This is a genomic window from Pseudomonas sp. Lb2C2, from assembly GCF_052112205.1.
Lineage (GTDB): Bacteria > Pseudomonadota > Gammaproteobacteria > Pseudomonadales > Pseudomonadaceae > Aquipseudomonas > Aquipseudomonas kilonensis.
The window spans coordinates 39,767-65,013 of record NZ_JAUTYW010000010.1; the positions used below are offsets into that span (position 1 = coordinate 39,767).

At 63.4% G+C, this 25,247-nt stretch carries 18 protein-coding genes; 9 read left to right on the forward strand and 9 right to left on the reverse strand.

Annotated elements, in window-relative coordinates:
• Positions 1 to 111: 111 nt before the first annotated feature.
• Together Q7F16_RS26295 and Q7F16_RS26300 are read left to right on the forward strand one after the other, a co-directional pair.
• A complete protein-coding gene (locus tag Q7F16_RS26295) occupies positions 112 to 1,509 on the forward strand; it encodes an MFS transporter (protein WP_014340468.1) in 1,398 nt (465 codons plus the stop codon).
• A gap of 9 nt (positions 1,510 to 1,518) precedes the next feature.
• Positions 1,519 to 2,040 carry a single-stranded DNA-binding protein gene (locus tag Q7F16_RS26300; protein WP_003206078.1) on the forward strand — a complete coding sequence of 174 codons (522 nt, stop codon included), beginning with the start codon at positions 1,519 to 1,521 and terminating at the stop codon, positions 2,038 to 2,040.
• A 125-nt stretch (positions 2,041 to 2,165) separates the two neighbouring features.
• On the opposite strand, the gene Q7F16_RS26305 is transcribed toward Q7F16_RS26300, so the two are convergent.
• Positions 2,166 to 3,020, reverse strand: coding sequence for a hypothetical protein (locus tag Q7F16_RS26305; protein ID WP_046064834.1), 855 nt, complete (start codon positions 3,018 to 3,020; stop codon positions 2,166 to 2,168).
• Between the two features lie 317 nt (positions 3,021 to 3,337).
• On the opposite strand from Q7F16_RS26305, the gene Q7F16_RS26310 reads away from it, so the two are divergent.
• Positions 3,338 to 6,637, forward strand: coding sequence for an AAA family ATPase (locus Q7F16_RS26310; protein WP_409557070.1), 3,300 nt, complete (start codon positions 3,338 to 3,340; stop codon positions 6,635 to 6,637).
• 82 nt (positions 6,638 to 6,719) lie between these two features.
• Here the strand turns inward: Q7F16_RS26310 and Q7F16_RS26315 are convergent, their stop codons facing one another.
• A complete protein-coding gene (locus tag Q7F16_RS26315; RefSeq protein ID WP_409557071.1) occupies positions 6,720 to 7,274 on the reverse strand; it encodes a cysteine hydrolase family protein in 555 nt (184 codons plus the stop codon).
• Between the two features lie 97 nt (positions 7,275 to 7,371).
• Here Q7F16_RS26315 and Q7F16_RS26320 point away from each other — a divergent pair, with 97 nt between their 5' ends.
• From Q7F16_RS26320 to Q7F16_RS26330, 3 genes are all read left to right on the forward strand, one after another.
• Positions 7,372 to 8,367: a GlxA family transcriptional regulator gene (locus tag Q7F16_RS26320; protein ID WP_409557072.1), complete on the forward strand. Its 996-nt coding sequence runs from the start codon at positions 7,372 to 7,374 to the stop codon at positions 8,365 to 8,367.
• Between the two features lie 332 nt (positions 8,368 to 8,699).
• Complete coding sequence (locus Q7F16_RS26325) at positions 8,700 to 9,803, forward strand: DUF3182 family protein (RefSeq protein WP_409557073.1); 1,104 nt, start codon at positions 8,700 to 8,702, stop codon at positions 9,801 to 9,803.
• Positions 9,793 to 10,551: an alpha/beta hydrolase family protein gene (locus tag Q7F16_RS26330; RefSeq protein WP_018612260.1), complete on the forward strand. Its 759-nt coding sequence runs from the start codon at positions 9,793 to 9,795 to the stop codon at positions 10,549 to 10,551. Before Q7F16_RS26325 ends, Q7F16_RS26330 begins: the two co-directional genes overlap by 11 nt.
• 136 nt (positions 10,552 to 10,687) lie before the next feature.
• Here Q7F16_RS26330 and Q7F16_RS26335 read toward each other — a convergent pair whose 3' ends face one another.
• From Q7F16_RS26335 to Q7F16_RS26350, 4 genes are read right to left on the reverse strand one after another with little or no spacing between them, the layout of a single operon-like run.
• A complete protein-coding gene (locus Q7F16_RS26335) occupies positions 10,688 to 11,689 on the reverse strand; it encodes a lysylphosphatidylglycerol synthase domain-containing protein (protein ID WP_095962979.1) in 1,002 nt (333 codons plus the stop codon).
• Positions 11,676 to 12,974, reverse strand: coding sequence for a cardiolipin synthase ClsB (gene clsB, locus Q7F16_RS26340; RefSeq protein WP_409557074.1), 1,299 nt, complete (start codon positions 12,972 to 12,974; stop codon positions 11,676 to 11,678). Before clsB ends, Q7F16_RS26335 begins: the two co-directional genes overlap by 14 nt.
• Positions 12,971 to 13,780 carry an endonuclease/exonuclease/phosphatase family protein gene (locus tag Q7F16_RS26345; RefSeq protein WP_079302787.1) on the reverse strand — a complete coding sequence of 270 codons (810 nt, stop codon included), beginning with the start codon at positions 13,778 to 13,780 and terminating at the stop codon, positions 12,971 to 12,973. Before Q7F16_RS26345 ends, clsB begins: the two co-directional genes overlap by 4 nt.
• On the reverse strand, positions 13,777 to 14,703 hold the full coding sequence (locus Q7F16_RS26350) for a DUF72 domain-containing protein (RefSeq protein WP_046064827.1): 927 nt from the start codon (positions 14,701 to 14,703) through the stop codon (positions 13,777 to 13,779). Before Q7F16_RS26350 ends, Q7F16_RS26345 begins: the two co-directional genes overlap by 4 nt.
• Positions 14,704 to 14,999: 296 nt before the next feature.
• On the opposite strand from Q7F16_RS26350, the gene Q7F16_RS26355 reads away from it, so the two are divergent.
• Positions 15,000 to 17,087: a mechanosensitive ion channel family protein gene (locus Q7F16_RS26355; protein WP_046064826.1), complete on the forward strand. Its 2,088-nt coding sequence runs from the start codon at positions 15,000 to 15,002 to the stop codon at positions 17,085 to 17,087.
• 126 nt (positions 17,088 to 17,213) lie between these two features.
• Here the strand turns inward: Q7F16_RS26355 and Q7F16_RS26360 are convergent, their stop codons facing one another.
• Positions 17,214 to 21,527 carry a DEAD/DEAH box helicase gene (locus Q7F16_RS26360; protein ID WP_409557075.1) on the reverse strand — a complete coding sequence of 1,438 codons (4,314 nt, stop codon included), beginning with the start codon at positions 21,525 to 21,527 and terminating at the stop codon, positions 17,214 to 17,216.
• Between the two features lie 294 nt (positions 21,528 to 21,821).
• On the opposite strand from Q7F16_RS26360, the gene Q7F16_RS26365 reads away from it, so the two are divergent.
• Together Q7F16_RS26365 and Q7F16_RS26370 are read left to right on the forward strand one after the other, a co-directional pair.
• Positions 21,822 to 22,706, forward strand: coding sequence for a sugar nucleotide-binding protein (locus Q7F16_RS26365; RefSeq protein WP_041476169.1), 885 nt, complete (start codon positions 21,822 to 21,824; stop codon positions 22,704 to 22,706).
• Positions 22,699 to 23,628, forward strand: a complete 930-nt coding sequence (locus Q7F16_RS26370) for an NAD-dependent epimerase/dehydratase family protein (RefSeq protein ID WP_409557076.1) — start codon at positions 22,699 to 22,701, stop codon at positions 23,626 to 23,628. The genes Q7F16_RS26365 and Q7F16_RS26370 overlap by 8 nt, the downstream gene beginning before the upstream one ends.
• A 135-nt stretch (positions 23,629 to 23,763) precedes the next feature.
• On the opposite strand, the gene Q7F16_RS26375 is transcribed toward Q7F16_RS26370, so the two are convergent.
• The gene (locus Q7F16_RS26375; RefSeq protein ID WP_409557077.1) at positions 23,764 to 24,462 is read right to left on the reverse strand and encodes an OmpW/AlkL family protein; all 699 of its coding nucleotides are present in this window, start codon (positions 24,460 to 24,462) and stop codon (positions 23,764 to 23,766) included.
• Between the two features lie 258 nt (positions 24,463 to 24,720).
• Complete coding sequence (locus Q7F16_RS26380; RefSeq protein ID WP_013694320.1) at positions 24,721 to 25,239, reverse strand: DUF3299 domain-containing protein; 519 nt, start codon at positions 25,237 to 25,239, stop codon at positions 24,721 to 24,723.
• Positions 25,240 to 25,247: the final 8 nt, after the last annotated feature.

Here is a 25,247-nt window from a genome sequence, read left to right on the forward strand (position 1 = left end):
TTGAAGGTGCGGTTGCAGCCATACATGAAGACTGCGCGGCAAACGGTCGCCATATACCCTCTCAATCGATGGGACTGGTAGAATCGCCGCCGGTTCACATGAGGTTTTTACATGCAAGATCCCCACAGCGAACGCATGAGTAGTGGCGAGACACGCGCAGCAAGCGGTCTGGCCCTGGTGTTCGCCTTCCGTATGCTGGGCATGTTCATGGTGTTGCCGGTGCTGGCGACCTATGGCATGGACCTGGCGGGCGCGACCCCGGCCCTCATCGGGTTGGCGATTGGCGCTTATGGCCTGACCCAGGCGATCTTCCAGATCCCGTTCGGGGTCATTTCCGACCGCATCGGCCGGCGCCCCGTCATCTACCTGGGGTTGATCGTCTTCGCCCTTGGCAGTGTGCTGGCAGCCAATGCCGACTCGATCTGGGGCGTGATCGCCGGACGCATCCTACAAGGCGCCGGGGCTATTTCCGCGGCGGTCATGGCGCTGCTGTCAGACTTGACCCGCGAACAGCATCGGACCAAGGCCATGGCCATGATCGGCATGACCATCGGTCTGTCATTCGCAGTCGCCATGGTGGTAGGCCCCTTGCTGACCCGTGCCTTTGGCTTGTCGGGCCTGTTCCTGGCGACCGGCGCCATGGCGTTGGTGGGGATCCTGATCGTGGCGTTCATGGTGCCGCGCGCCACCGGGCCGCTGCAGCACCGGGAATCCGGGGTGGCGCGCCAGGCACTGATCCCGACGCTCAAGCACCCGGACCTGTTGCGCCTGGACCTGGGCATTTTCGTGCTCCACGCCATGCTGATGTCCAGCTTCGTGGCCCTGCCGCTGGCCCTGGTCGAGAAGGCTGGCCTGCCCAAGGAACAGCACTGGTGGGTCTACCTTACCGCGTTGCTGATTTCGTTCTTCGCCATGATCCCATTCATTATCTATGGCGAGAAACGACGCAAAATGAAACGAGTTTTGCTCGGCGCCGTCGTGACGCTGATGCTCACTGAGCTATTCTTCTGGCAGTTCGGCGATAGCTTGCGAGCCCTGGTGATCGGCACTGTGGTGTTCTTCACCGCGTTCAATCTGCTGGAAGCATCGCTGCCATCGCTGATCAGCAAGGTTTCACCGGCGGGCGGCAAGGGCACGGCGATGGGGGTCTACTCCACCAGCCAGTTCCTGGGCTCGGCGTTGGGTGGGATCCTCGGCGGCTGGCTGTTCCAGCACGGCGGTTTGTCGGTTGTGTTCCTGGGATGTGCCGCGCTGGCTGCACTTTGGTTAGCCTTTGCTGTTACCATGCGCGAACCTCCCTATGTGACGAGCCTGCGCTTGCCCTTATCGCCCGAGGCGATTCGTGAGGCTGGCCTGACCGAGCGTCTGAAGGCCGTCGTTGGAGTAACCGATGCAGTGGTGGTCGCCGACGAAGCGGCCGTTTACATCAAACTGGACACCGAATTATTGGATCGTGCGACGCTCGAGCGCCTGGTGAACAACCCGGCCCCGACTACGTGCGAAGCCTAGGAGAACGTTATGGCCCGTGGGGTTAACAAAGTCATATTGGTCGGTACTTGCGGCCAGGATCCCGAAGTTCGCTACCTGCCGAACGGCAACGCCGTGACCAACCTGAGTCTGGCGACCAGCGAACAGTGGACCGACAAGCAGACCGGCCAGAAGGTCGAGAAGACCGAATGGCACCGCGTGTCGATGTTCGGCAAGGTGGCTGAGATCGCCGGCGAATACCTGCGCAAGGGTTCGCAGGTGTACATCGAGGGCAAGCTGCAGACTCGCGAGTGGGAAAAGGACGGCATCAAGCGCTACACCACCGAAATCGTGGTCGACATGCAAGGCACCATGCAATTGCTGGGTGGCCGTCCACAAGGCGACCAGCAGCAAGGTGGCAACAACTACCAGCAGTCGGCTCCGGCCCCGCGTCAGCAGGCGCCTCGTCCGCAGTCCGCTCCACAGCCACAACGCGAACGCCCGGCCCCACAACAGGCCGCGCCGCAACCGGCTCCGGATTTCGACAGCTTTGATGACGATATTCCGTTCTGATCCTGCCTGAACTCATAACGCAGGTAGTTCCTGAAAAGCCCCAAGTGCTCTGCTCTTGGGGCTTTTTGTTGGGCGCTGGGTACACCGGGCAATCGCGGTCATGTTCACCTGCCGTGCCGTCACTCTCACGGCCGATAATTTGCCGGTAACTCATGCCGTGTCGGCGTCTTCTCTTCGTGATAGTGCGGTTTACCCTGGGGGGAGTTCATCAAGGTCGAATTGGCCAGGATCGTCTCCGTCAGCAAACAGTCCTCGCCTTCCCCGAACCAGCAGGCCAGCGCCGAGTTTCGGTTGCCATGCATGTCCACGACGGCCGGCCAGTTTTCGATGCCGTGGGCGTCACTTGGGGCAATGTCGGGGTAATGCTTGGGCGGCAGGACCAATGCATCACCGGGCCGCAGCCACAGGTCAGCCAGATGAATTTCCCTGGCCGCAGGACGCCAGCGGGCGACGCTGATCACCAGCGGCAAGCGTCCGTAGCGGGAAAAGAACGCGTGGGGGAAGTTGTGGTATTCGAGGTCGGTCGGGTTGTAGGTCAGCAGCTCGCGCTGGCGCGCCGGGCCCAGGTAGGGCGATTGGTGGCCGGCCCATTTGCCGTAGGTGTATTGGCCCAGGATCAGTTGGTCGTACTCGAAACGCAGGCATTCGCCGTTGCCGAGCAGGGTCATGCCGAAGGCTTGCGCCGTTTCCTTGGTTGCCCAGATCGGTGCGTAGTGCACTTCGCTGGCGTGGAAGTCGAACGTCTTTATCCAGTAGGAGCCGGTGTTCGTTGGAACCTCACGGTCCCTCCAACTGATGCCGGAGTAGCGAGTGCCCAGGGACAGGGATGGATTCTCGGGGCTGAGCGGGATCAGGTTGCCGCGCACCTGGACACTCGGCTGCGCCAACCCATGGTCGTTGAACAGATAGGGAAACCGGCGGGGATCGAGCGCTGTTTCCACGCCGTCGCCAATAAAGGGAACACTGTTGAAGACTTGCATCGTATGGGACCACGCACGCAAGAGGGCTAGAGGAAGGGCGCTCAATCGCCCAGCGAGTCTGTGGGGCTTGCTCGCGATGGCGGCAGCACATCCTACATTGAAGCAGGCTGAACCACCGCTATCGCGAGATCGCTCCCGCAGAAGTGCAGTTGATGGGAGTCAGTATTGGGAGGGGTGGGATCCCTGGACAGTCCAGAGCGGTGTCAGTCCGGTATCAGTTTGGTATCAGGCCAAATGCCATCTTTTCATTAACCCGGAAGAAGCGCTGGAGTACACTCGATCGGCTGCCGTTGTCCCAGGGTAGAAGGGTTATCGACATGGACTTGCGACCAAACACCTTTGCTGCCCTGCCCAAGCGCGATACCTCGATATCCGACGGTCGTGTTCTGCTGAACGCGGTGTCGTTGAAAGGGCTGCGCAAACAGCATGGCCTGAGCCAGGAAACCCTGGCCGAAGCCTGCCTGAACCGGCATTTGTGCGTTTCGATCGCCTCCATCAAGCGGGCCGAAGCCGGCAAGCCGGTGCTTTATCGCACCGCTCGGCACCTGGCGACGGCCTTCGGGGTCGATGTGAGTGCGCTGCTCGGCGATCCCGTCTCGGCGGCTTTGGTGCACATCCAACAGACGATGACCGAACTGCACCAGGTGGCCTTTGCGCAACAGGCGCAGAAACAGGTCGATGACAGCGTCATTCGCTACGTGCTTGAACTGTCCTTTCGGATCGATGGTGTGCCAGTGGCGGCGCTCATGGATGAAATCGAGCGCCTGGTGCGTCAGTTCGGTGGCGTTCCACTGGGGATGACGCAGGATGTGGTGATCGCCCAATTCGGCTCTCCGCAGGCGTATCGCAGTGATAGCGAACGGGGCCTGCTCTGCGCGTTGGCGCTGAGCCGCGAGCAATTCGTCACGCCAGGGCATGCCTTGGTGCTGCGGTTTGTGCGCCTGAGTGGCGAAGCGGCAGATCCCCACGCTGAGCCTGTTTTGCTCGCACAAAAGCCGTTGTTGGATCGTCATGGGAATGCGCCGGTGTATGTTGCACAGAACCTGCTGGAACAACTCGCTGCCCGGTTTGAGTTTTCCGCCTCCGACGATGAGTTCCAGGCCTATCGCAAATGCCTGCGCCCACGCAGCCTCGACGAAAATGCGCCGCGTCCGTTGGTGGGGAGATCCATTGAGTTATTGCAGTTCAAGGCAGTGATCGAGGCCACCCAGGAATGCCAGGACGGGCATGTCGTGTATGTGCGGGGCATGGCGGGCATTGGCAAGACCCGATTAGTCAGCGAATTTTTCGAAATGGCTCGGCAGCGTGGCTTCGCCTGCCATCGCGGCGATGTGCTGGATTTCGGCATGGACAACAGTCTGTGGCCTCTGGGGCAATTGGTGGCCAGCCTGCTCAACCTCGGTGGGGCGCCGCCCATCAGCGCGTCGTTGTTGGACGCGGCCTTGTCCCGCCTGAAAGTGGCCGCCGAACATCGCATGTTCCTGCAAGTGCTGACCGGCGTGTCGTCTGCCGAGCCGCCCCTCCTGTATGGCGCGATGGGCAACCAGGCCCGTACCCAGGGGCTGTTCCAGGCTTTGCTCGATGTGTTGCTGCGCGTTGCGGTGCAACAGCCTTTGTTGATCTGCCTCGAAGACCTGCACTGGGGCGACACCACGCTGTTTACGCTGTTGGGCAAGCTGCTCGATGCCACTGACGAAGCGCCGGTGGTCTGGCTGCTGACGTCCCGTCCCGAAGATGACCCGCTGGGCGGCGAAATCCGTTCGTATTCCTCCAGCCCCATGAGCCTGCTCGACATCGCGCCGATCCGGGCGCGGGAGGCCACGGTCCTGGCGGAGCAGTTCATCGATGTTGATCCGCGCTACCGGGCTGAGTGTGTTGCCCGCGCCCAGGGCAATCCGCTGTACCTGACGCAACTGCTGTCGAGCCAGCAAGGTGTTTTCCCCGACAGTCTGCGGCATCTGGTCCAGACCCGCTTTGACAAGCTGGCCCCCGAGCAACGTCGAGCCCTGCATTACGCCGCGGTGCTGGGCAATCGTTTCGAGCTGACGCTGTGGCGCCAAGCGCTGGGGCAGCCCGGTTATCTGCCGACGGCGGACATGCGCCAGGGGCTGCTGCGGGAAGTCGAGCCTGGCAGCTATCTGTTTGTCCACGACTTGGTCATGCATTGTCTCTACGACGCGATACCTACGTTGCTTCGCGAGCAGTTGCACGGTGAGGTGGCGAGTCTCTACCGCGACCGCGACCGGGTGCTCTATGCCCAGCATTTGCTGCGGGCCAACGATCCGGCGGCGTTCGACGCGTTGTTGGTCGCCATGGCCGAAAAACGCTTGGCCTGCCAGTACGACAGTATCCTTGCGCTGGCGCGGCAGTGCGCGGTGTTTGCCGAGCGTACGCAGGGCAGTTTTCCTTTCGCATTGTTGTGTGGTCAGGCGTGCTCGGGCCTGGGCCAGACCGTGGAGGCTCGGGCGCATTTGCAGCGGGCCTTGGCTTTGGCCGAGCAGCCACAGGATCAGATCGAGGCCGCGCTGGGGCTGGCAGCAGTCCTCAATACCCTCGATTGCCTGGACGAGGAGGAGCGCCTGATCGAGGGCGTGCTGCCCATCGCCCGGGCCATGCAGGCCCATACGGCGCTGGCCCGGTTGAATCACTTGCACGGGAACATCTATTTTCCACGGGGCGATTACTCCGAGTGTCGCCGGCTCCATGAAGAGGCCTTGTCCTTTGCCCGCATCGGTCGGGATCTGGAAACCGAGGCCAAGGCCCTGAGTGGCATTGGCGACTCTTATTACGCACAAGGGCGCATGCAGACCGCCTACGAGGTGTTCGATCAATGCGTACGCCTGTGCGAACGCAATGGGCTGGCGCACGTGGAGGCGGGCAATCGCAGCGCCCGCGGATCGGCGCAGCTGTACCTGGGCCAGCCGGAGCTGGCCTTGCGTGACGCCATGGAAGCCATCGAATGCAGCACCCGGCTGGGCAATCATCGGGCACAGGTTTTCTCGCGGCTCACGGCGGCCTGGGTGTTGGTGGCGGCTGGTCAGGATGCCTTGGCGGAGCAAGAACTGACCTGTGCCCTGGCCTTGGCGCGCAATCTCGGCGCCAGCCGTTTCGAAGCGATCCTGCTGGAAGGGTTGGCGCGGGTGGCGTTGCGCCAGGGCGAGCGCGGGCTGGCGCAGAGCTTGATCATGGAGGCGGCGAGCCTGGTGGAGCGCTTCGAGCTGCAGCGCTACATCGGGCCGTGGGTCTACGGCAGTCTGGCGATGATCAGCGACGATGGGCCGCTCAGCCAGCAGGCCTTGGCGAAGGGCGAAGCCCAGCTCACCCTGGCCTGCCTGGCCCACAACGCTTTGCGCTTTCGCGTGGCCGCCGCTGAAACCTGCCTGTTGGCGGGCAATACCGAACAGGCGATCTGGCATGGACAACAGATGGCAGCATTGCCCGAGTCGGCGTCGTGCGCCTGGATCACCCATCATGTGCGGTTGATCGACGTGGCGGGGCAGTGGCTGCGTAGCGCCGATCAAGCCAGCGGCGAGAAGCTCAAAGGGATGGTGCGCGAAGCACAGCAGATGGGATTTGTGGCGACGATGCCGAGGTTGCTGCAAGTACTGGATGCGTGATCGCTTCCGGCACACCGTTGCTGCTTGAGATAAAACCGCACTTCGCCGACGAAGCGCGGTTTTTTTTAGAGGTGTCGTGTCGTTAGCGATTGGCCGCCAGAAATTGCTCGGTACTCACCACACTCGCGTAGGCAAACCCCAGCGCTGCCATGAACGCCGCATGCACCTGAGCGGCGGGCACGACGACGCCGTTGAATTCCAGGTCGAGGGTAGCGCAGGCATCATGGATCAGCGTGACGCCGTAACCCAGGTCCGCCGCCGCCCGCACCACACCGTCGACGCACATGTGGCTCATGCTGCCGACCACCACCAGTTGCTCGATGTCGTGCTGGTCGAGGATGGCTTGCAGTTCGGTTTCGCGAAACGAATTGACGAAATGCTTGAGCACCACCGGTTCATCGGCGCGGTTGAGCACCTTGGGGTGCAATTGGGCGCCTTCGGAACCTGGGGTGAAGAAGGGCGCGTCATCGGAGGTGAATTCGTGGCGGATGTGCACCACGCTGTCGCCGGCCTGGCGAAAGGCTTCGATCAAGAGTGCGGCGTTATCGGCGGCGGCTTGGGCACCGACCAACGGCCATTTGCCCTGGGGGAAGTAGTCATTCTGGATATCGACTACGATGAGCGCTTGCTTGGACATGGGGCTTCCTTGATCAGGTGGGGTAGGGCGCCAGTATTGGTGTTTACCGCCGGTTCGAGGATTGGCCGCAACGACAATAAGCGAGGGAAAACTGACAATGGCGCAGCAAAGGGCAGTCGCCGAGATTGGGGTGCTCATCTACCCCGGCGCGCAACTGGCGGCGGTGCATGGCTTGACCGATCTGTTCTCCGTGGCGCAACGGATCGCGGCCGAGCATGCCAGCGTGCAGTTGCCAACGCTGCGGGTGAGTCACTGGCGGGCGGAGGAGGGCGAGGCTCCGCTGCGGGTCTTCGACAGTGAAACCGGCCCGGCGGGCAAGCTGGTTGCGTTGTTGATTCCGCCGTCCCTTGCCGGTTTCAGTGAAGGCTTGGTCTCTCAGCCGCTGATGGATTGGTTGCGGGCGCAACATGCCGACGGCACGGTGTTGGGGGGAGTTTGCGTGGGCTCGATCCTGCTGGCCGAAAGCGGCCTGCTCGATGGGCGCAGCGCCACCACCCATTGGACCTCGGCCAAGGATTTCGCCACCCGTTACCCGAAGATCAAGCTCAACGCCGACAAACCCATTGTCGACGACGGCGACCTGATCACCACCGCCGGGCTGATGGCCTGGTCGGAACTGGGGCTGCGCCTGGTGGACCGCCTGCTCGGGCCCAGCATCGCCACGCGCACCGCGCAATTTCTGGTGATCGAGCACAGCGACAGCGCGAGCCAGTGTGGCAGTAACTTCGCGCCCATCCTCGGCCATGGCGATGCAGCGATTCTCAAGGTCCAGCATTGGTTGCAAAGCAGCGGCGCGGTGGAGGTTTCCCTCGGTGCGATGGCCGAACGCGCCGGTCTGGAAGAACGTACCTTCCTGCGCAGGTTTCGCGCCGCCACCGGGCTCAAGCCCACCGAATACTGCCAGCACCTGCGCGTCGGCAAGGCCCGGGAAATGCTGGAATTCACCAATGGCACCATCGACCACATTGCCTGGACCGTCGGTTACCAGGACCCGAGCGCCTTTCGCGCGACGTTCAAGAAAATCACCGGGTTGGCGCCGAGCGATTACCGGGCGCGGTTTGGAGTAAATCCGCCGAGTACTCCCAAGGGATGACACTGACCCTTGTGGCGAGGGAGCTTGCTCCCGCTGGGCTGCGCAGCAGCCCCACCATCCTGACTGACCCACCGCGGTGTAGGTTCTTTTTTGGGGGCGCTTCGCACCCCAGCGGGAGCAAGCTCCCTCGCCACAGAGGGCTGCGTCTGCTGCTGGCCATCGTGCAATTTGCGGGATGCCTGCCATGGGTCGTGCAGAATGAAACAGGCCCGGTGCTATCAACTGCTTCCGATGCGCCCGCTTGGCTGACCATCATCGCCCATCACCTCGTTGGCCTGATCTCTGCACCTTCCCTTGTCTAAAGCCATTGAGCGCAGGAAAAAGGGCAAGGCATGACACCAGTTAATCGCAACAAGCGGGTAGTGGCCTATTCGGTCAATCCACAAGCACCGCACCATGAAGTCGAGACCAATCGTGCGCTGGCCCAGTGGCTGGCACAGATCCTGGGATGGGAGTACGGCGACAGTCATGACCCTCAGGCCGGTCATGATCTTTATCTGTTGCCCACGCAAACCCTGATCGGCACCGAAACCTTGATGCGCCTGGGTGTCAAAGGGCCGGAGGACGTGTGGGGCGGGTATGTCGAGCACGATTTTATTTGCACCAAGGCGATTACCCACGGTCTGTTGAATAAGGACGCCGTGGCGCCCAAAGGCTGGTCGCCGCTGTTTGCCAAGCTCACGCGAGGCGCGGTACTCGATGGCGTGACGGTCTTTTCGCTCAAGGATGCGCGCCCGGCCGCCGAGCACTTGCTGTACACCGGGCCGATCCGCCTCAAGCCGATCCATGCCTGTGCCGGGCGTGGTCAACGGTTGATCAAGAGCCTGGCGCAGTTCGATGAAATTGCCGCCGGGCCCGACGCCCAGGCGCTGTTTCGCGATGGGGTGGTGCTGGAACAGCACCTCAACGAGGTCAAGACCCAGAGCGTCGGCCAGAGCTTCATCAATGGCAAGGTCCTGAGCTATTGCGGTGTGCAACACCTGACCCACGACAGCGAAGGGTTGGAGGTGTACGGCGGGTCGGACCTGCTGGTGGTGCAGGGCGGCTACATCGAGTTGCTCAGGCTCGAACTGCCCGATGATGTGCGCGAGGCGGTGCGGCTGGCGCAAGTGTTCGATGACGCCGCCAGCCAGGCCTACCCGAGCTTTTTTGCATCGCGGCGCAATTACGACATTGCCCAGGGCCTGGATACCGCCGGCCAGCCCCGTGGCGGCGTGTTGGAACAGTCGTGGCGCATGGGCGGCGCCAGCAGTGCCGAGCTGGCGGCGTTGCAGGTGTTCGTCGACGCGCCGCAAACCAGCGCGGTGCGGGTGTCCTCGGTGGAGACCTACGCCGAGCAATCGCTGCCGCCCGGCGCGAGGGAGGTCTATCGCGGCCCGGCGCACAACGGCGACTTCCTTCTCAAATACGTAACGGTTCAATCCTATGACGGCTAGAAGTGAAACCATTCAGATCGAGATTGACGATGAACGCATGAACGGGACGTTCCTGAGTCCCAAGTCGAAGGTCCCTGGCGTGCTGTTCGTGCACGGTTGGGGTGGCAGCCAGGAGCGGGACCTGGAACGGGCCAAAGGCATCGCCGGCCTGGGTTGCGTGTGCTTGACCTTCGACTTGCGTGGGCACACCGGCGGGGCGGGGATTCCCTTGGCGCGAGTCACCCGCGAGGACAACCTGCGAGACCTGTTGGCGGCATACGACCGACTGCTCGCGCACCCGGCCTTGGATACCTCGGCGATTGCCGTGGTGGGCACCAGTTATGGCGGCTACCTGGCTTCGATTCTGACTTCGCTGCGCCCGGTGCGCTGGCTGGCCCTGCGGGTGCCGGCGCTGTACCGCGACGAGCAATGGCACACGCCCAAGCGCGACCTGGACAAGACCGACCTGCTGGATTACCGCAGCACCCTGGTGCACGCCGGAACCAATCGCGCCTTGCATGCGTGTTCACAGTTCACCGGCGATGTATTGCTGGTGGAGTCCGAGACCGATGCCTACGTGCCCCATGCCACCATCATGAGCTACCGGGCGGCGTGCCAGCAGACCCATTCGCTGACGCACCGGATCATCGACGGCGCCGACCATGCCTTGAGCGACCCCGTGTCACAGCAGGCCTACACCTCGATCCTGGTGGGCTGGATCACGGAAATGGTGGTGGGAGAGCGGTTGAGCATTATCCAGGAGCGGTAGATGTTTGGTGTTCAGGCGGGCCTCATCGCGAGCAAGCTCGCTCCCACAATGGACCTGTGTGAACCCAATCTTTCGAACGCTACAAATCCCCTGTGGGAGCGAGCTTGCTCGCGATGGGGCCAAACCAGGCAACCCATCACTTGGGCCCAGGCTTGACCCGCAACGCCTTGGCCTTCGCCTCGATCACCAGGTACATCACCACGGTAATCAGCAACGGCAGGATGAAGTAGATCGCCCGGTAGGCGATCAGCCCCGCCAGCAGGCTGCCCCGCGACACTTCATGTTGCAGCAGCGCAACGAACACCGCCTCCAACACCCCGAGCCCCGCCGGAATGTGGGTAATGACCCCGGCGATGCTGCTGATCAGCAACACCCCGAGCACCACCGGATAATCCAGTTTGCCGGGCAGCAGCGTGAAGATCACCGCCGCCATCAACGACCAGTTCAGCGCGCCCAACGCCAGTTGCAGCACCGCCATGCGCAGCGACGGCAGGTTGATTTCCATGCCGCGAATCGTCCACGCCCGACGCTTGGAAAATCGGCAGGCCACCAGGTAACCCGCGCTCACCAGCAGCAACAGCGCGCCGACGCCTTGCAGTGCATCGCTGCTGAGCTTCCAGCCCGGTGGCATGGTCACCAGGCCGCTGCTGAACACCACGCCGGCCAGGGTCATGTAGCCGAACCAGTTGGTGGCCAGGCTCAGGCCGAGGATCTTGGCAATGTTCCCGGTGCTGACCCCCAGTCGCGAATACAGCCGATAACGCATGGCGATGCCACCGACCCAGGCGCTGAGGTTGAGGTTGAACGCGTAGCTGATCACCCCCACCGGCAAGATCTGCCGCCAACCCAGTTTCTGGCGGATGTAGGTGCGACCGATCAGATCGAAGCAGGCATAGGTAATGAAGCTGGTGACGGTCAGTGCGGCGGCAATGATCAAGGTGCGCACCTTGAAGTCGGCCAAGGTGGCTAACACCTCGGACCAATCGATACGCCGGGCCAGGGCGGTGAACAGCACGATCAGCAGCAGGAAGAACGCCAGGGTCAGCGGTCTTTTCCAGCGGCTCCAGCGGGATTTGGGCTTGGACTGTTCCGGCGCATGGGCATCTCTCGGCGCGGCATGCGCTTCAGAGTGGTTCATGGGGTTCGCTCCGGACCGCCGTCGGCGGCGAAAATGGTTTCAGACGCGGTTTATGGGCCGGCAGCCAGCCGGCCCAGGCCGGGAAATGGCGCAAACAGTGGAACACCATGAAACCGATGGTCATGCGCCACAACAGGCCCCGGGGGGCGTGGTCCTCGGGCATGGCGGTGCAATGGTTGCGGCTCAGAAAGTCGAGGCGCTCGAATAGCTCGCGGTTGAACGCCCGGTCGCGGATCAGCACATTGGCTTCCAGGTTCAGGGACAGGCTCAGCGGGTCGAGGTTGCTCGAACCCACCGTGCTCCAGTCCTCATCCACCAGGGCGACCTTGCCGTGCAGCGGTCGCTCGCAGTATTCGTAGATCACCACGCCGGCCTTGAGCAGGTAGCTGTAGAGCATGCGTGCGGCGAGCTTGGCGATCATCATGTCCGGCTGGCCCTGCAGGATCAGCCGCACCTCCACGCCGCGCCGCGCCGCGTTGCGGATCTCGCGCAGCAACCGGTAGCCGGGGAAGAAATAGGCATTGGCGATCACCACCCGTCGCTGGGCACTGCGCAGCACTTGCAGGTAGACCTCTTCGATGTCGGTCTGGTGTTCGTGGTTATCCCGGTAGACCAGGCGCACCTGACCGTCATGGTCGCTGAACTCCAGCGCGTGGCGGCGGCTGCGGCGGCGTTGCCACCAGTATTTGGCCCGGGCGGGCCGGCCGCTCTGCAACAGCGCGAAGTGATGGATATCCACCACCGCCGGGCCTTTGACCTCCACGGAATAGTCCTGCTTGGCCTCGGGGCCGAAATCACCCAGATGGTCGGCGGAAAAGTTGATCCCGCCGATAAACGCAATCACCCCGTCCACCACCACGATCTTGCGGTGCAGGCGGCGGAACCAGTTGGTGCGGAACCCCAGACGCCGGGGCGCCGGGTCGAACATCTGCAAGCGCACCCCGGCGTTGCTCAATGAGGCCAGGAAATCGGTGGTCAACTCACCGCAGCCGAAGCCATCGAGGCTGACGGTGATGCGCACGCCACGCTCGGCGGCTTCGACCAACAGATCCCGCAGTTCAATGCCGACCTTATCCTCGAACAGGATGAAGGTCTCAATAAGGATTTCTGTCTCGGCCCGGCGAACGGCCTCGAAGACCCTGGGGAAAAACTCCTCGCCGTTCTCCAGCAGCTTGACGCGATTGTTGCCGTGCCAGCCGTATTCGATATCCGTCAGCGCCGGGTTGCGCTCGGTGGGTGGCGTCTCGACCTGCTCAACCGTCGCCTTGTTCATCGTCGCGCTCATAATTCGATCTCCACCGACAGCGGTGCGTGGTCGGAGAGGTGCGACCAGGGTCGTACGCTCAACACCTTGGGATGACGGGCCTTGAGGTTGCGCACGTAGATGCGGTCCAGGCGCAGGATCGGCAGGCGCGCCGGAAAGCTGCGGGCCGGTTTGCCCCACTGTTCGGCGAACACTTCCCGCAGGCCGCAGGGTTCGAGCAGTTCACTGGCCTTGCCGCGCCAGTCGTTGAAGTCGCCAGCGACGATCACGGGCGCGTCGGGCGGCAGTTCGCTCAAGCGCTGGCAAAGCAGCTTGAGTTGCTCGACACGATGACCTTCGCGCAGCCCCAAATGCACGCAAATGGCATGCACTTGCGGTCCATCACCCGGCAGGCGCAGCACGCTGTGGAGCATGCCGCGGTTCTCATGGCCGCTGATGGACACGTCGAGGTTGTCGTGGCGGATGATCTGGAATTTCGACAACAACGCGTTGCCGTGGTCGCCCGCCGGGTACACCGCGTTGCGCCCGTAGGCGAACTGCGGCCAGAGGCTGTCGGCCAGGAATTCGTACTGCGGCATGCTCGGCCAGTTGCTGTAGCGCTGGGGGTGGTGTTCGTGGGTGCCGTGGACTTCCTGCAAGAACACCACATCGGCGGACACACTGCGCACCGCTTCGCGCAGTTCCGGCAGGATGAAGCGCCGGTTCAGGGCGGTGAAGCCCTTGTGGGTGTTGACCGTCAGCACGGTGAAGTGGCTGACCCGGTCGAGATCCTGGGCCTGTTGCTGGGTCGGCTCGTGGGTCGCTTCGCTGGTTTCCGGGCGGTTCATGGCAACACCCCTTCGGCCGGGCGTTCGCCGGGCGCGGTGGCGAGGTCCTTGTCCAGATGGAAGTGTTCCAGCAAGTGGCGTGCGTCATAGGGCGCGCGGACTTTGATGTCGTTGTCGAAATAGCAGAACACTTCCCGGCTTTTGCGGGCCCGGGGCTTCTTGTCGGGGTCGATCAGGTGGGCGTCGGCGGGTTGCTTGCCGTGGCGCCAGGCCTCGATCCGCTCGCCCCAGCGCTTCAACGCCTCGTCGGTATAGCCGCTGGCGTACAGCTGCTCGGCACCGTGCAGGCGCAGGTAGACGAAATCGCTGGTGACGTCTTCGCGATAGGGCCATTTACCGGCGGTGTCGGCGATCACCAGGGCCACGTCGTAGCGCTTGAGCAACGTGACGAAGTGCGGGTCGATAAAGCTGTCATGGCGGATTTCCACGGCGTGGCGCAAAGGGCGCTTTTTATCCGTGGTGGTGCTGGCGCGGCCGTCCAGGCGCGGCTCGTGCTCGTGGGCCAGGGCGGCGGCGTCTTCGGTGTCGTGGGGCAGTTGCTTGAGGAAGTCTTCGAACAGCCCGGGGTCGAATTTGAAACTGGGCGGAAACTGCCAGAGGATCGCGCCCAACTTCTCCTTGAGCTCCAGCACGCCGGAGGCGAAGAAATTCGCCAGGGGCTTGCGGATGTCCCGCAGGCGCTTGATGTGGGTGATGAAACGCGGCGCCTTGACGCTGAACACGAAGCCGGGCGGTGTCTCGGCATACCACTGGGCATACCGTTCGGGGCGTTGCAGGGCGTAGAACGATCCATTGATTTCGATGCTATTGACCGCTCGCGAGGCGAATTGCAATTCCCGTTTCTGGGTCAGGCCCTTGGGGTAGAAATCCCCCCGCCAAGGCGTGTAGCGCCAGCCGGAAATACCAATGTGGATCGCCGTCATGTATCCCTCCCGTGCCAATGACCTCGTACTGCCTGTGTCTTGTGATGACTGTTGCGCGGCCCGGAAAGTTTCGATGGGGTGCCCAGCGGTGGAGGGCGTGGCCCGCTGTGTGGGAGCAAGGCTTGCCCGCGAAAGGAGGCGCCTCGATTTCTGAAAGACCGCAGTGCCTCCATCGCGGGCAAGCCTTGCTCCCACATAATCCTCTTGCCACAGGGTTTGTATTGATCTTCCGAGCGAACTTGCTCGCTCGTTATTGATCAGTTCCTTACCGATCCCGTGTGAAGGAGCCTCGCGTTTTGTCTCGATTGAGCACTGTATTGCTGCTGTTCCTGCTGGCAATGACCGGCACCAGCGCCTACGGGACCGCCGCTGTCCCTGGCACCGCCAAGGCCGATGAACCGCCCGCCGAACCCGCGCCGCTGGTGCAGGGCGGTTTATTGGGGGCCATCAGTTCGAGCATCGACGACGTCCAGGACAAGCTCGACCTCAACCAGAGCCTGGTGGATGCCTGGCGCCTGCGGGCGGACCGGGCGGCGGATGAGGTGGACCGGCTGGTGGACCAGACGTCCCGTTCGTCCTGGCGCGTGGCGGGGGATTTCCTGTTGTTGTCGAGCGTCTGGATCGGCGCTTTCGCACTGATCTGGTCGGGCGCGCGGCTGCTGCTGCGCCATCTGGGCCGGCGCCGTTGGTTGCGCACCCGCCAGCGCCTGCGCGACCTGCTCGGTTATCTGCTGCCGTACACCGCTGCGGCGTTGATCTGCCTGCCGCTGACCTTGTACGTCAGCCACTTCCTTCAGGTCTCGGTCGGTCGCGCCCTGGCGCTGTGTTTCGCCTACGCCACCAGCAGTGGCATTTTCTCCACTTCGGTGTTGCTGTGCGTGATCGTGATGTTCAACGCTGGCCACAAACGCCGGGCGGTGGCGATGATCCGGCGCTTCAGCCCCCGGCCATTGTTCATGATCGGCTTTCTTGCCGCCCTCAGCGATGCCCTGACCAGCCCGCAGATCGCCCGGCAACTGGGTGGCAACATCACCAGCAGCATCGCGGTGTTCACCGGTCTGTTCGCCTCGGTGATCTTTGGTTGGCTGGTGATTCGCATGCGCCGGCCCGTGGCGCACCTGATCCGCAACCGCCCGCTGGCCCAGCGCTTGAAGCAACCGGCCTTGCAGGAGTCGCTGCGGATTTTCTCCGGGCTCTGGTATTGGCCGATCCTGTTGATGGTGCTGGTGTCGGCGGTGAGCCTGATCGGTGTCGGCGAGGACAACCAGAAAGCCCTGCGTTGCGCGCTGTTCACCACCATCCTGCTGATCGCCACGGTGTTCCTCAGCACCGTGTTCCAACACGTCTTCAAGTCGCCCAAGGCCGAGGCCATCCAGCGCAACAGCGCCTACAAGGGGCGCCTGTTGAGCCTGCTGCACGCGTTGCTGCGCATCGTCATGGCGGTGGTATTCATTGAGGCCCTCGGGCAGATCTGGGGTTTTTCCCTGTTCGAGTTCGCCTCGCGCAATGCCATAGGCCGGGCGATCAGTGATTCCTTGAGCCGCATCGGCCTGATCTTCCTGATGACCTGGCTCACGTGGGTGGTGCTCGACACGGCGATCCAGGAAGCCCTGAAACCGCCGCTGAACAAGCGCGGGGCCCGCCAGCCCAGCACCCGGGTCAAGACCATCCTGCCGCTGTTGCGCAACGCGGCGAAAATCATCCTGGTGGTGATTTGCGCAATCACCACCATGGCCAACCTGGGCATCAACGTCGCGCCGTTGCTGGCCGGTGCCGGGGTGGTAGGGCTGGCGATCGGTTTCGGTTCCCAGCAACTGGTGCAGGACGTGATCACCGGGCTGTTCATCATCATCGAAGACACGCTGTCCATTGGCGACTGGGTGGTGCTCAGCTCCGGCCACGCCGGCACCGTCGAAGGCCTGACCATCCGCACCCTGCGCCTGCGCGACGGCAAGGGCTTCGTGCATTCGGTGCCGTTCGGCCAGATCAAGGCCGTGACCAACCAGTCCCGGCAATTTGCCTTTGCGTTCTTCTCTGTGCAGTTCACCTATGACACCGACGTGGACCAGGCCATCGAACTGATCCGCGAAGCCGGGCGTTCGATCGCCGAAGACCCGTTCCTGAAATTCAACCTGCAAGGGCCGCTGGATGTGTTTGGCGTGGACAAGATGGACCTCAACGGCGTGGTGCTCACGGCGCAGTTCCGCACCGTATCCGGCGGGCAGTATGCGGTGAGCCGGGCATTCAACCAGCAGTTGAAGAAGCTTGTGGATAACCACCCGGCGGTGCACTTCGCGCAGACTTATCCACAGCAGGTGGTGTTGCCCAAGCGGTTGGTCGAGGAGCAAAAAGCGGGGGATGAGCTGCCCGATCAAGCTCAATGATTGCCTGGGGCTGTGGTGGGGCCTATGGCCTCATCGCGAGCAAGCTCGCTCCCACAGTAGGTTTGTGGTGAATGAACAATCCCTGTGGGAGCGAGCTTGCTCGCGATAGGGCCGGCCCAGACGCCCTCAACCTTTCTGAATCAGCTTGTTCCTGACCTCAGCCATCCCTTGAACATCCAATTCCACCCACAGATGCTGCTTGCCGGCAATCTGCGCCGCCACCGGCAACCCATCGCGATACACCAGCCGATTGCTCGCCAGTGCCGGCACTTTCGCCCCTGGCAGCAAGGTGCCGGCCAGGTTCAGCGGGTCGACGCCGCACACCGCCACCAGGCTGCCATCGGTGGGGCGGCGGCGGGTTTCGCGCAGCAGCGGGATGGCTTCGGGCAGGGCGAATTGTTCGCCCGCCAGCCCGCTGACAAAACGCCCGCCACGAATCTCGCCCCGCGCCTCCAAGCGATGAAAGGTGCGCAGCAGCTCGCGCCAACTCGGTAGCCAATCCGCCTCCCGCTCCAGCAAGCGCCAGAACACCACGCCGTAACGGCGCAGCAGGGTCATGGCGATGTGTTCCAGGGTGTCGGGCGGTGTGGGCGCGGGACGATTGCCTTCCGCCGGCACGGGCTGGCTGCGGCGCAACAAGGCCCAGCGACCGGCGTCGTCCATGCCGCCGACAAACGCTCCACGCCCGCGTCGACTGCTGCGGGCCTGGCGTTTGCTGGCCGGGGTGATCAGCGCGCGCAAGCCGGCGAAGCTGTCGGCATTCACCAACCCGGCGCCCACCAGTTCCTGCAAGGCGATTTCCAGTTCGCTGCGCAGCAGGTGGGCTTCGTGGGCCAGCTCATCGAAAAACAGCGCGCCGTGTTCGCTGAGGGCCTGATGGACTTTTTGTGTCTTGGGTGACAACTCATCCAGGGCCGTTTGCCCGGCCAGGCTGCTCCACAACGCCACCTGACTGCGCGGCAGCAACACCACCGGCGTGCTGCGCAGGGCACTGGCGGAAGGCTTCTGGCGCGCGCTCAGGCGCGTCCATACCCACTTGCCACTGCGGCACAACTCATCGAGCCAACTGGGCGAATAGTCCTTGATCCGCGCCGGCAGCAGGTCGCTGTCCCAGGCTGACGCCGCGGCCGGGAAGCCTTCGAACTGGCCCAGGATCGACGGCAGCACGGCATTGCCTCGACCTTGGCTGGACGATGACAGGTGCTGCCAGTCGAACAGGAAGCGCATGAAGTCCTGCAACATCACCGGCTCGATTTCCCGCCGCAGGCGCTTGACCGTGTAACGATGGATCCGCGCCAGCAGATGTCGCTCGCACCATTCCTCCTGGCCGGTGCCCGGCGTGAACCGTCCGCGCAGCACATAGCCTTGTTGCTCAAGCTGCGCCAGGGCCTGGGTGACCTGCGGGGTCGACAGCCCCAGCGGGTAGGCGATGGCCTTCAACGGCAGCGGGCCAAAGGCACTGAGCCGGGCGCGGAGCACTTCCACCAGGGCTTCGTCGCGGTCCCAGGCTTCATCGAAACCAGCCAGGGGCGTCAGCTCCGGTTGCCAGCGGGCCTGTGGATAAAGGGCTTGCAGGCAGGTCAGGCGCTCCAGCGGCACCCACAGACCACGCTCGGCACTGATCTGCAGGTGACTGGCGCGACCACTGGCGGCCAATGCCGGCAACCAATCCAGCCACGGCGCATGGGCGTCGGCTTCGCTGTCGGCGATGCAGGCCAGGCTCATCAAGGCTTCATGCATCTCATCGAGATTGGCCGGCGCCGGCCAGGCTTCATCGCGGACCGACTGGATGGCCTCGGCGTCCAGCGCGCCCAGGTCGTCGGTGGCCTGTGGATCGCTCCAGCGCCGGTTGATCACCGCTTGGGTGCGCCGTTCTTCCAGCGGCGCGTCGTCGAGAAAGGTGTAGGGGCGGGCGCTGAGGATTTCTGCCGCCAGCGGCGAGGGCGCTGGCAGGTCGCGGCTGATCAGGCGAATCTCCCCCGCCTCCATGCGCCGCAACAGCGTCAGCCAGCCCTCGCTGTCCATGGCTTCGTGCAGGCAATCGTCGAGGGTCTGTTCCACCAGCGGGTGGTCGGGGATCTCACGCTCGCCGGCCAGGTTTTCCAGGCAGGCGATCTGGTCCGGAAACACGCTGGCGATCAGGTCTTCGCTTTTCATCCGCTGGATCTGCGGGGCGACTTTACGTCCGCCGATGTAGCGCGGCAAAGCCAGGGCCACGCCAGCGTTCCAGCGCCAGCGCACGCCGAACAGCGGCGCATCCAGTACCGCCTGGACCAGGATCTGCTCGGCGCTGTGGCTATTGAGGTAGCGCCACACCTCGTCCAGTTCGAAGCTGTGGCTGGTGGACAGCGAGAGCACGATGGCGTCTTCACTGGCGGCGGCCTGCAATTCGAAGTTGAAGGTGCGGCAGAAGCGCTTGCGCAAGGCCAGGCCCCAGGCGCGGTTGATGCGGCTGCCGAAGGGCGTGTGGATGATCAGTTGCGTGCCGCCGGACTCGTCGAAAAACCGCTCCATCAGCAACGTGTCCTGGGACGGCAACGCGCCGAAAGCCAGGCGCGCCGGGGCCAGGTAATCCACCAGTTGTTCGGCGCTGGCCAGGTTCAGTTGCAAGGTACCGGTCAACCAATCGAGGGCCGGTTGCAGGTGGCCCGGCGTGGCGGCCAGCAGTTGGTCGAGCTGGGCTTGCAGGCGCGCCACGGCGAAAGACAATTCGGCGCTGCGCCCCGGCGCTTCGCCGAGCCAGAACGGGATGGTCGGCGGCTGGCCCTGGGCATCCTCGACCCGCACGCGGCCGGTCTCGACGCGAATGATGCGGTAGGAGGTATTGCCCAGCTGGAACACGTCGCCGGCAATGCTCTCCACCGCGAAGTCTTCGTTGACGCTGCCGATATTCAGCCCTTGGGGTTCGAGCAGCACGCTGTAGTCGGCATTGTCCGGGATGGTGCCACCGCTGGTCACGGCCGTGAGCTTGCTGCCCCGGCGCCCGCGCAAGGTCCGGGCAACAGCGTCCCGGTGCAGGTAGGCACTGCGCACGCCTTGGCGGCCATTGAAGCCTTCGGCGAGCATCTGCAGCAAAGCCTGATAGTGGTGGTCGTCCAGGTCCGTGTAGGGCGCCGCGCGGCGGAAACTCTCCAGCAGCGCCTGCTCCTGCCATTCCTGGCAACTGACCTCGGCGACGATCTGCTGGGCCAGCACATCCAACGGCGCCTTGGGGATGTGCAGGATGTCTAGTTCGCCACGGCGTACGCAGTCGAGCAGGGCGGCGCATTCGATCAAGTCGTCACGGGTGGTGGCGAACAGTCGCCCCTTGGGTGTGCCGCCGACCTGGTGGCCGGAGCGACCGACCCGTTGCAGGAATGCCGAGATCGAACGGGGCGAGGCGATCTGGCACACCAGGTCGACATCGCCGATATCAATGCCCAGCTCCAGGGACGCGGTGGCGATCAGCACCTTCAGCTCGCCGCGTTTGAGGCGTTGTTCAGCGTCGAGACGAAATTCTTTCGCCAGGCTGCCGTGGTGGGCGGCCACGGCGTCCTTGCCCATGCGTTCGCTCAGATGACGGCTCAGGCGTTCGGCCAAGCGCCGGGTATTGACGAACACCAGGGTGGTGCGGTGTTCCCGGGCCAGCTCGGCGAGGCGGTTGTAGACCAGTTCCCACACGTCGTTGGCCATCACCGCTGACAGCGGCACCGGCGGCACCTCGATGTCCAGGTCCCGGGGGCGGGCGTGGCCGATGTCGACGATTTCACAGGTGCGTCCCTCACCGACGAGAAAACGTGACACCGCTTCGATGGGCTTTTGCGTGGCGGACAGGCCGATGCGCATCAGCGGTTCGGCGCACAGGGCTTGCAGGCGTTCCAGGCTCAAGGCCAGGTGGCTGCCGCGCTTGCTGGCGGCAATGGCGTGGATTTCGTCGACGATGACCGTGCGGGTGCTGGCGAGCATCTGTCGGCCGGAGTCGGAACCGAGCAGCACGTAGAGCGATTCAGGCGTGGTGACCAGGATGTGCGGCGCGGTCTTGCGCATCGCCGAGCGTTCTTTCTGCGGCGTGTCGCCGGTGCGTACGGCGGTGGTGATGGGCAAGGGCGGCAAGCCCATTTGTTGCAACTGCTCGGTGATGCCGGCCAGGGGATTTTGCAGGTTGATCTGGATATCGTTGCTCAAGGCTTTGAGCGGCGAGACGTAGACCACCAGCGTCTGGTCCGGCAGGCCGCCCTGTTCCAGGCCGCGGTGCACCAGGTCATCGAGCACGGCGAGAAACGCCGTCAGGGTCTTGCCCGAGCCGGTAGGCGCCGCCACCAGGGTCGAACGACGCTGGCCGATCAACGGCCACGCCCGGGCCTGGGCGGCTGTGACCGCCGGGAATGTCTGGCTGAACCAGGCGCGAACGGCGGGGTGAAAGCCGGCCATGGCGTGGTTGGCTGCAAGGGGCAGATTCATGGGGCAGTTTATGCGGGTGGGGTGGGCAAGATGCAAGTACCGTCCGGGACCTCTATTGCCTGTTCCGGCCCCTTCGCGAGCAAGCTCGCTCCCACAGGGGATCTCCAGTGTGCATGCGATCCCTGTGGGAGCGAGCTTGCTCGCGATAGCGGCCTCAAGACCTGCACAAACCCGGCGATCTGCACATTGCGGATGACGGTTGCGCACTAAACCCGCAAAATGCAACGATTCCGACAACGCCCGCGGGCGTTATCGACCAAATTCTTGTGCCAATAGACTGGGCCTGCTGACTTTATGCGAATGCGCCTTATGTTACTGGGCGGCGGAAATGCCCTTGGGCAGGCGCTGATTCGCCTCGGTGCAGAAGAAGACATCGGTTTTCTTGCACCCCGCCCGCCCGAAGACGGTTGGGATGCCGCGAGCCTGACGCAACTGCTCGACGACACCCGCCCGGACGCCTTGATCAACCTGGCGTACTACTTCGACTGGTTCCAGGCCGAGGCCGTCAGCGAGCAGCGCCTGGCCAGCCAGGAGCGCGCTGTCGAGCGCTTGGCCGAGCTGTGCCAGCATCACAACATCGTCTTGCTGCAACCGTCGAGCTATCGGGTGTTCGACGGTTCCCGTGCCACGGCCTACAGCGAGAAAGACGAGCCCGTACCCCTGGGCGTGCGTGGCCAGGCGCTGTGGCGAATCGAACAAAGCGTGCGCGCCACCTGTCCGCAACACGTGCTGCTGCGGTTTGGCTGGCTGCTGGACGACAGCGCCGATGGCATCCTCGGGCGTTTCCTGGCCCGGGCCGAACAGCCCGACGAGCTGTTGCTGGCCGACGACCGCCGCGGTAATCCGACGCCGGTGGATGATGCCGCGCGCGTGATCATCTCGGTGCTCAAGCAACTCGATTGCGCGGCGCCGCTGTGGGGCACCTACCATTACGCCGGCCACGAGGCGACTACGCCGCTGGCGCTGGGCCAGGCGATCCTCACTGAAGCCCGCGCCCTGCATCAGTTGGCCATCGAGTCGCCCACCCCCCAGGCCCACGCCGCACGGCCGGACGCCGCGGAAGAACCGCAACACGCGGTGTTGGCCTGCAAGAAAATTCTGCACACTTTCGGGATCAAGCCCCGCGCCTGGCGCGCGGCACTCCCGGGCTTACTGGATAGGTTTTATCGCCATGGCTGAAGGCCCTGTTTTAATCACCGGCGGCGCGGGTTTCATTGGTTCGCACCTGACCGACGCCTTGCTCGCCAAGGGACATTCGGTGCGCATCCTCGATGATCTCTCCACCGGCAAGCGCAGCAACCTGCCGCTGGACAACCCGGCGGTCGAACTGATCGAAGGCGACGTCGCCGATGCCGCCCTGGTGGCCCGGGCCATGATCGGTTGCAGCGCCGTGGCGCACCTGGCGGCGGTGGCCTCGGTGCAAGCCTCGGTGGACGACCCCGTACGCACTCACCAGAGCAATTTCATCGGCACTCTGAATGTCTGCGAAGCCATGCGCCAGAGCGGTGTGAAACGGGTGCTGTTCGCCTCCAGCGCAGCGGTCTACGGCAACAACGGCGAAGGCGAGTCCATCGACGAAGAAACCCCCAAGGCCCCACTCACGCCGTATGCCTCGGACAAGCTGGCCAGCGAGTTCTACTTCGACTTCTATCGCCGCCAGCACGACCTGGAACCGGTGGTGTTCCGCTTCTTCAACATCTATGGCCCGCGCCAGGATCCATCCTCGCCGTATTCAGGGGTCATCAGCATCTTCAGCGAACGGGCGCAGAAAGGCCTGCCGATCACCGTGTTTGGCGACGGCGAGCAGACTCGGGATTTTGTCTACGTCGAAGACTTGGTGGACTTGCTGGTACAGGCCATCGAGAAGCCCGAAGTGGAAGTGGGCGCGGTGAACGTCGGCTGGAACCAGGCCACGACCCTCAAGCAGATGCTCCAGGCCCTGGCCGCCGTGGTGGGCGATCTGCCGCCGATCAGCTACGGCCCGGCGCGCTCCGGCGACATCCGTCATTCACGGGCGGATAACCATCGGTTGCTGCAGCGCTTCAGCTTTCCACCACAAACCCCGATGAGCGTGGGGCTGGCGCGGTTGTTGGGGCGCTGATTTTCAGCCGCCACAAACCTGTGGGAGCGAGCTTGCTCGCGATAGCGGTAGGTCAGCCAACATCATCGCTGGCTGATCCACCGTCATCGCGAGCAAGCTCGCTCCCACAGGGATTTTCGTATCTTTAAGTTTGGGTCAGAACTTGTAGCCCAACCCCACCATGTAGATCCATGGGTCCACATCGACATTCACTTTGGCCCGGGTGCCACCAGCCACGGCGTTGTTGTCCACATACGCGGTGGTGTCGATGTCGATGTAGCGAATCTGGCCGTTGATCATGACGTTGTCGGTCAACATGTAGTCAGCGCCCACTTGCCACGCCATGCCCCAGCTGTTGCTTGCGCGAAAGTTGCTGAAGCCGTTGGCGCTGGCTTCGCTGCCGACGTGTTCGTCGTAGATCCAGGTGTAGTTGATGCCGGCGCCGACATAAGGTTGGAATGTCGACTTGGCGTCGAGTGGGTAGTAGACCAGGCTCAGGGTCGGCGGCAGGTGCTTGAGGGTGCCGAGCTTGTTGTTGGCCGCGCCCAGGGCGGTGCCTTTGATTTTCACGTCGTGTTCGAACGGCGAGGCCGCCAGCAGTTCGATCCCCAGGTTGTTGGTGATCATGTAGGCGAAGTTCAAGCCCAACTGCGTGTCGCTGCTCATGGTCGCCTTGCCGCCCAGGTCGGCACCGGCCAGCGGGCCACGGTCGACCTTGACGCTGGAGCTATCGGCTTCCGGGTTGACGGTGATAGCACCGGCGCGAACGATGATGTCGCCGGCTGTGTGGGCTTGGGCGAGTGGGGCAGCGAGCGCGAGGGCAACGAGGGAAGCGCTGAGCAAGGACTTGTTCATGAGGGCTCCAAAGGGCATCGAAATTTGATGTCTCATGGTACGAAGCCGTCTGCTCCGGTCTTTTGACACAGCTCAATGAGTCAGGGGGTGTTTAATTGACTCAGCTCAATAAAAACGCTGATGGGAAAATTCGAGGGAACCATCGCGAGCAAGCTCGCTCCCACATTGGATCGAGTTTCTTCAGAAGGAATGCAATCAAACTGTGGGAGCGAGCTTGCTCGCGATGGCTATCTTACAAACAACACATCACCACCGGGTTCACTCCGGCAGCTCATACACATAAATCTTCTCGGCCTCCATCTGATACCCGGCATCGGCCAGTTCACTGGTGGACGGCTTGACCTGCATCGGCCCTTCGACCCAGTACGGCTGGTACAGCTCATCGAGCTTGACCCCGACTTCACTTTTCACATGCACGATCTGGTTCGATGGCGGTGGCGGTACGTGGATGCAGGCGCCGAAATACGGCACCAGCAAGAAGTCCGTGGTGCGACCTTCCTCGCTGACTTCCAGCGGCACGATGTAGCCCGGCAGGCGAATCTGCTGGCCATCGAGGGCCTTGACCACCGGGGCGTTGGGCAGGTCCTGCTTGGCGGCTGGCGCGGACTCGGCGGCCAGGGCATCGCTCATCTTCGACAGGTCGTGCAGCGGCGTCATGTTCGGCACTTCCGGCGGCGCGTCCGGCGGGATCATTTCCGACCAGGCCAGGTCCCTCGGCTCGGCCGCCCATAGCGGCAGGGCGACCATCATCAACAGCGCAAGCAGGGCGCGGGGCATCTTCAAGG

Coding starts and splice junctions, on each gene's coding strand:
- Q7F16_RS26335 (WP_095962979.1), bottom strand. CDS start 11,689: ATGAACCACTCTGAAGCGCATGCCGCGCCGAGAGATGCCCATGCGCCG.
- Q7F16_RS26330 (WP_018612260.1), top strand. CDS start 9,793: ATGACGGCTAGAAGTGAAACCATTCAGATCGAGATTGACGATGAACGC.
- Q7F16_RS26295 (WP_014340468.1), top strand. CDS start 112: ATGCAAGATCCCCACAGCGAACGCATGAGTAGTGGCGAGACACGCGCA.
- Q7F16_RS26365 (WP_041476169.1), top strand. CDS start 21,822: ATGCGAATGCGCCTTATGTTACTGGGCGGCGGAAATGCCCTTGGGCAG.
- Q7F16_RS26310 (WP_409557070.1), top strand. CDS start 3,338: ATGGACTTGCGACCAAACACCTTTGCTGCCCTGCCCAAGCGCGATACC.
- Q7F16_RS26320 (WP_409557072.1), top strand. CDS start 7,372: ATGGCGCAGCAAAGGGCAGTCGCCGAGATTGGGGTGCTCATCTACCCC.
- Q7F16_RS26325 (WP_409557073.1), top strand. CDS start 8,700: ATGACACCAGTTAATCGCAACAAGCGGGTAGTGGCCTATTCGGTCAAT.
- Q7F16_RS26300 (WP_003206078.1), top strand. CDS start 1,519: ATGGCCCGTGGGGTTAACAAAGTCATATTGGTCGGTACTTGCGGCCAG.
- Q7F16_RS26350 (WP_046064827.1), bottom strand. CDS start 14,703: ATGACGGCGATCCACATTGGTATTTCCGGCTGGCGCTACACGCCTTGG.
- Q7F16_RS26305 (WP_046064834.1), bottom strand. CDS start 3,020: ATGCAAGTCTTCAACAGTGTTCCCTTTATTGGCGACGGCGTGGAAACA.
- Q7F16_RS26345 (WP_079302787.1), bottom strand. CDS start 13,780: ATGAACCGCCCGGAAACCAGCGAAGCGACCCACGAGCCGACCCAGCAA.
- clsB (WP_409557074.1), bottom strand. CDS start 12,974: ATGAGCGCGACGATGAACAAGGCGACGGTTGAGCAGGTCGAGACGCCA.
- Q7F16_RS26360 (WP_409557075.1), bottom strand. CDS start 21,527: ATGAATCTGCCCCTTGCAGCCAACCACGCCATGGCCGGCTTTCACCCC.
- Q7F16_RS26370 (WP_409557076.1), top strand. CDS start 22,699: ATGGCTGAAGGCCCTGTTTTAATCACCGGCGGCGCGGGTTTCATTGGT.
- Q7F16_RS26375 (WP_409557077.1), bottom strand. CDS start 24,462: ATGAACAAGTCCTTGCTCAGCGCTTCCCTCGTTGCCCTCGCGCTCGCT.
- Q7F16_RS26315 (WP_409557071.1), bottom strand. CDS start 7,274: ATGTCCAAGCAAGCGCTCATCGTAGTCGATATCCAGAATGACTACTTC.
- Q7F16_RS26380 (WP_013694320.1), bottom strand. CDS start 25,239: ATGCCCCGCGCCCTGCTTGCGCTGTTGATGATGGTCGCCCTGCCGCTA.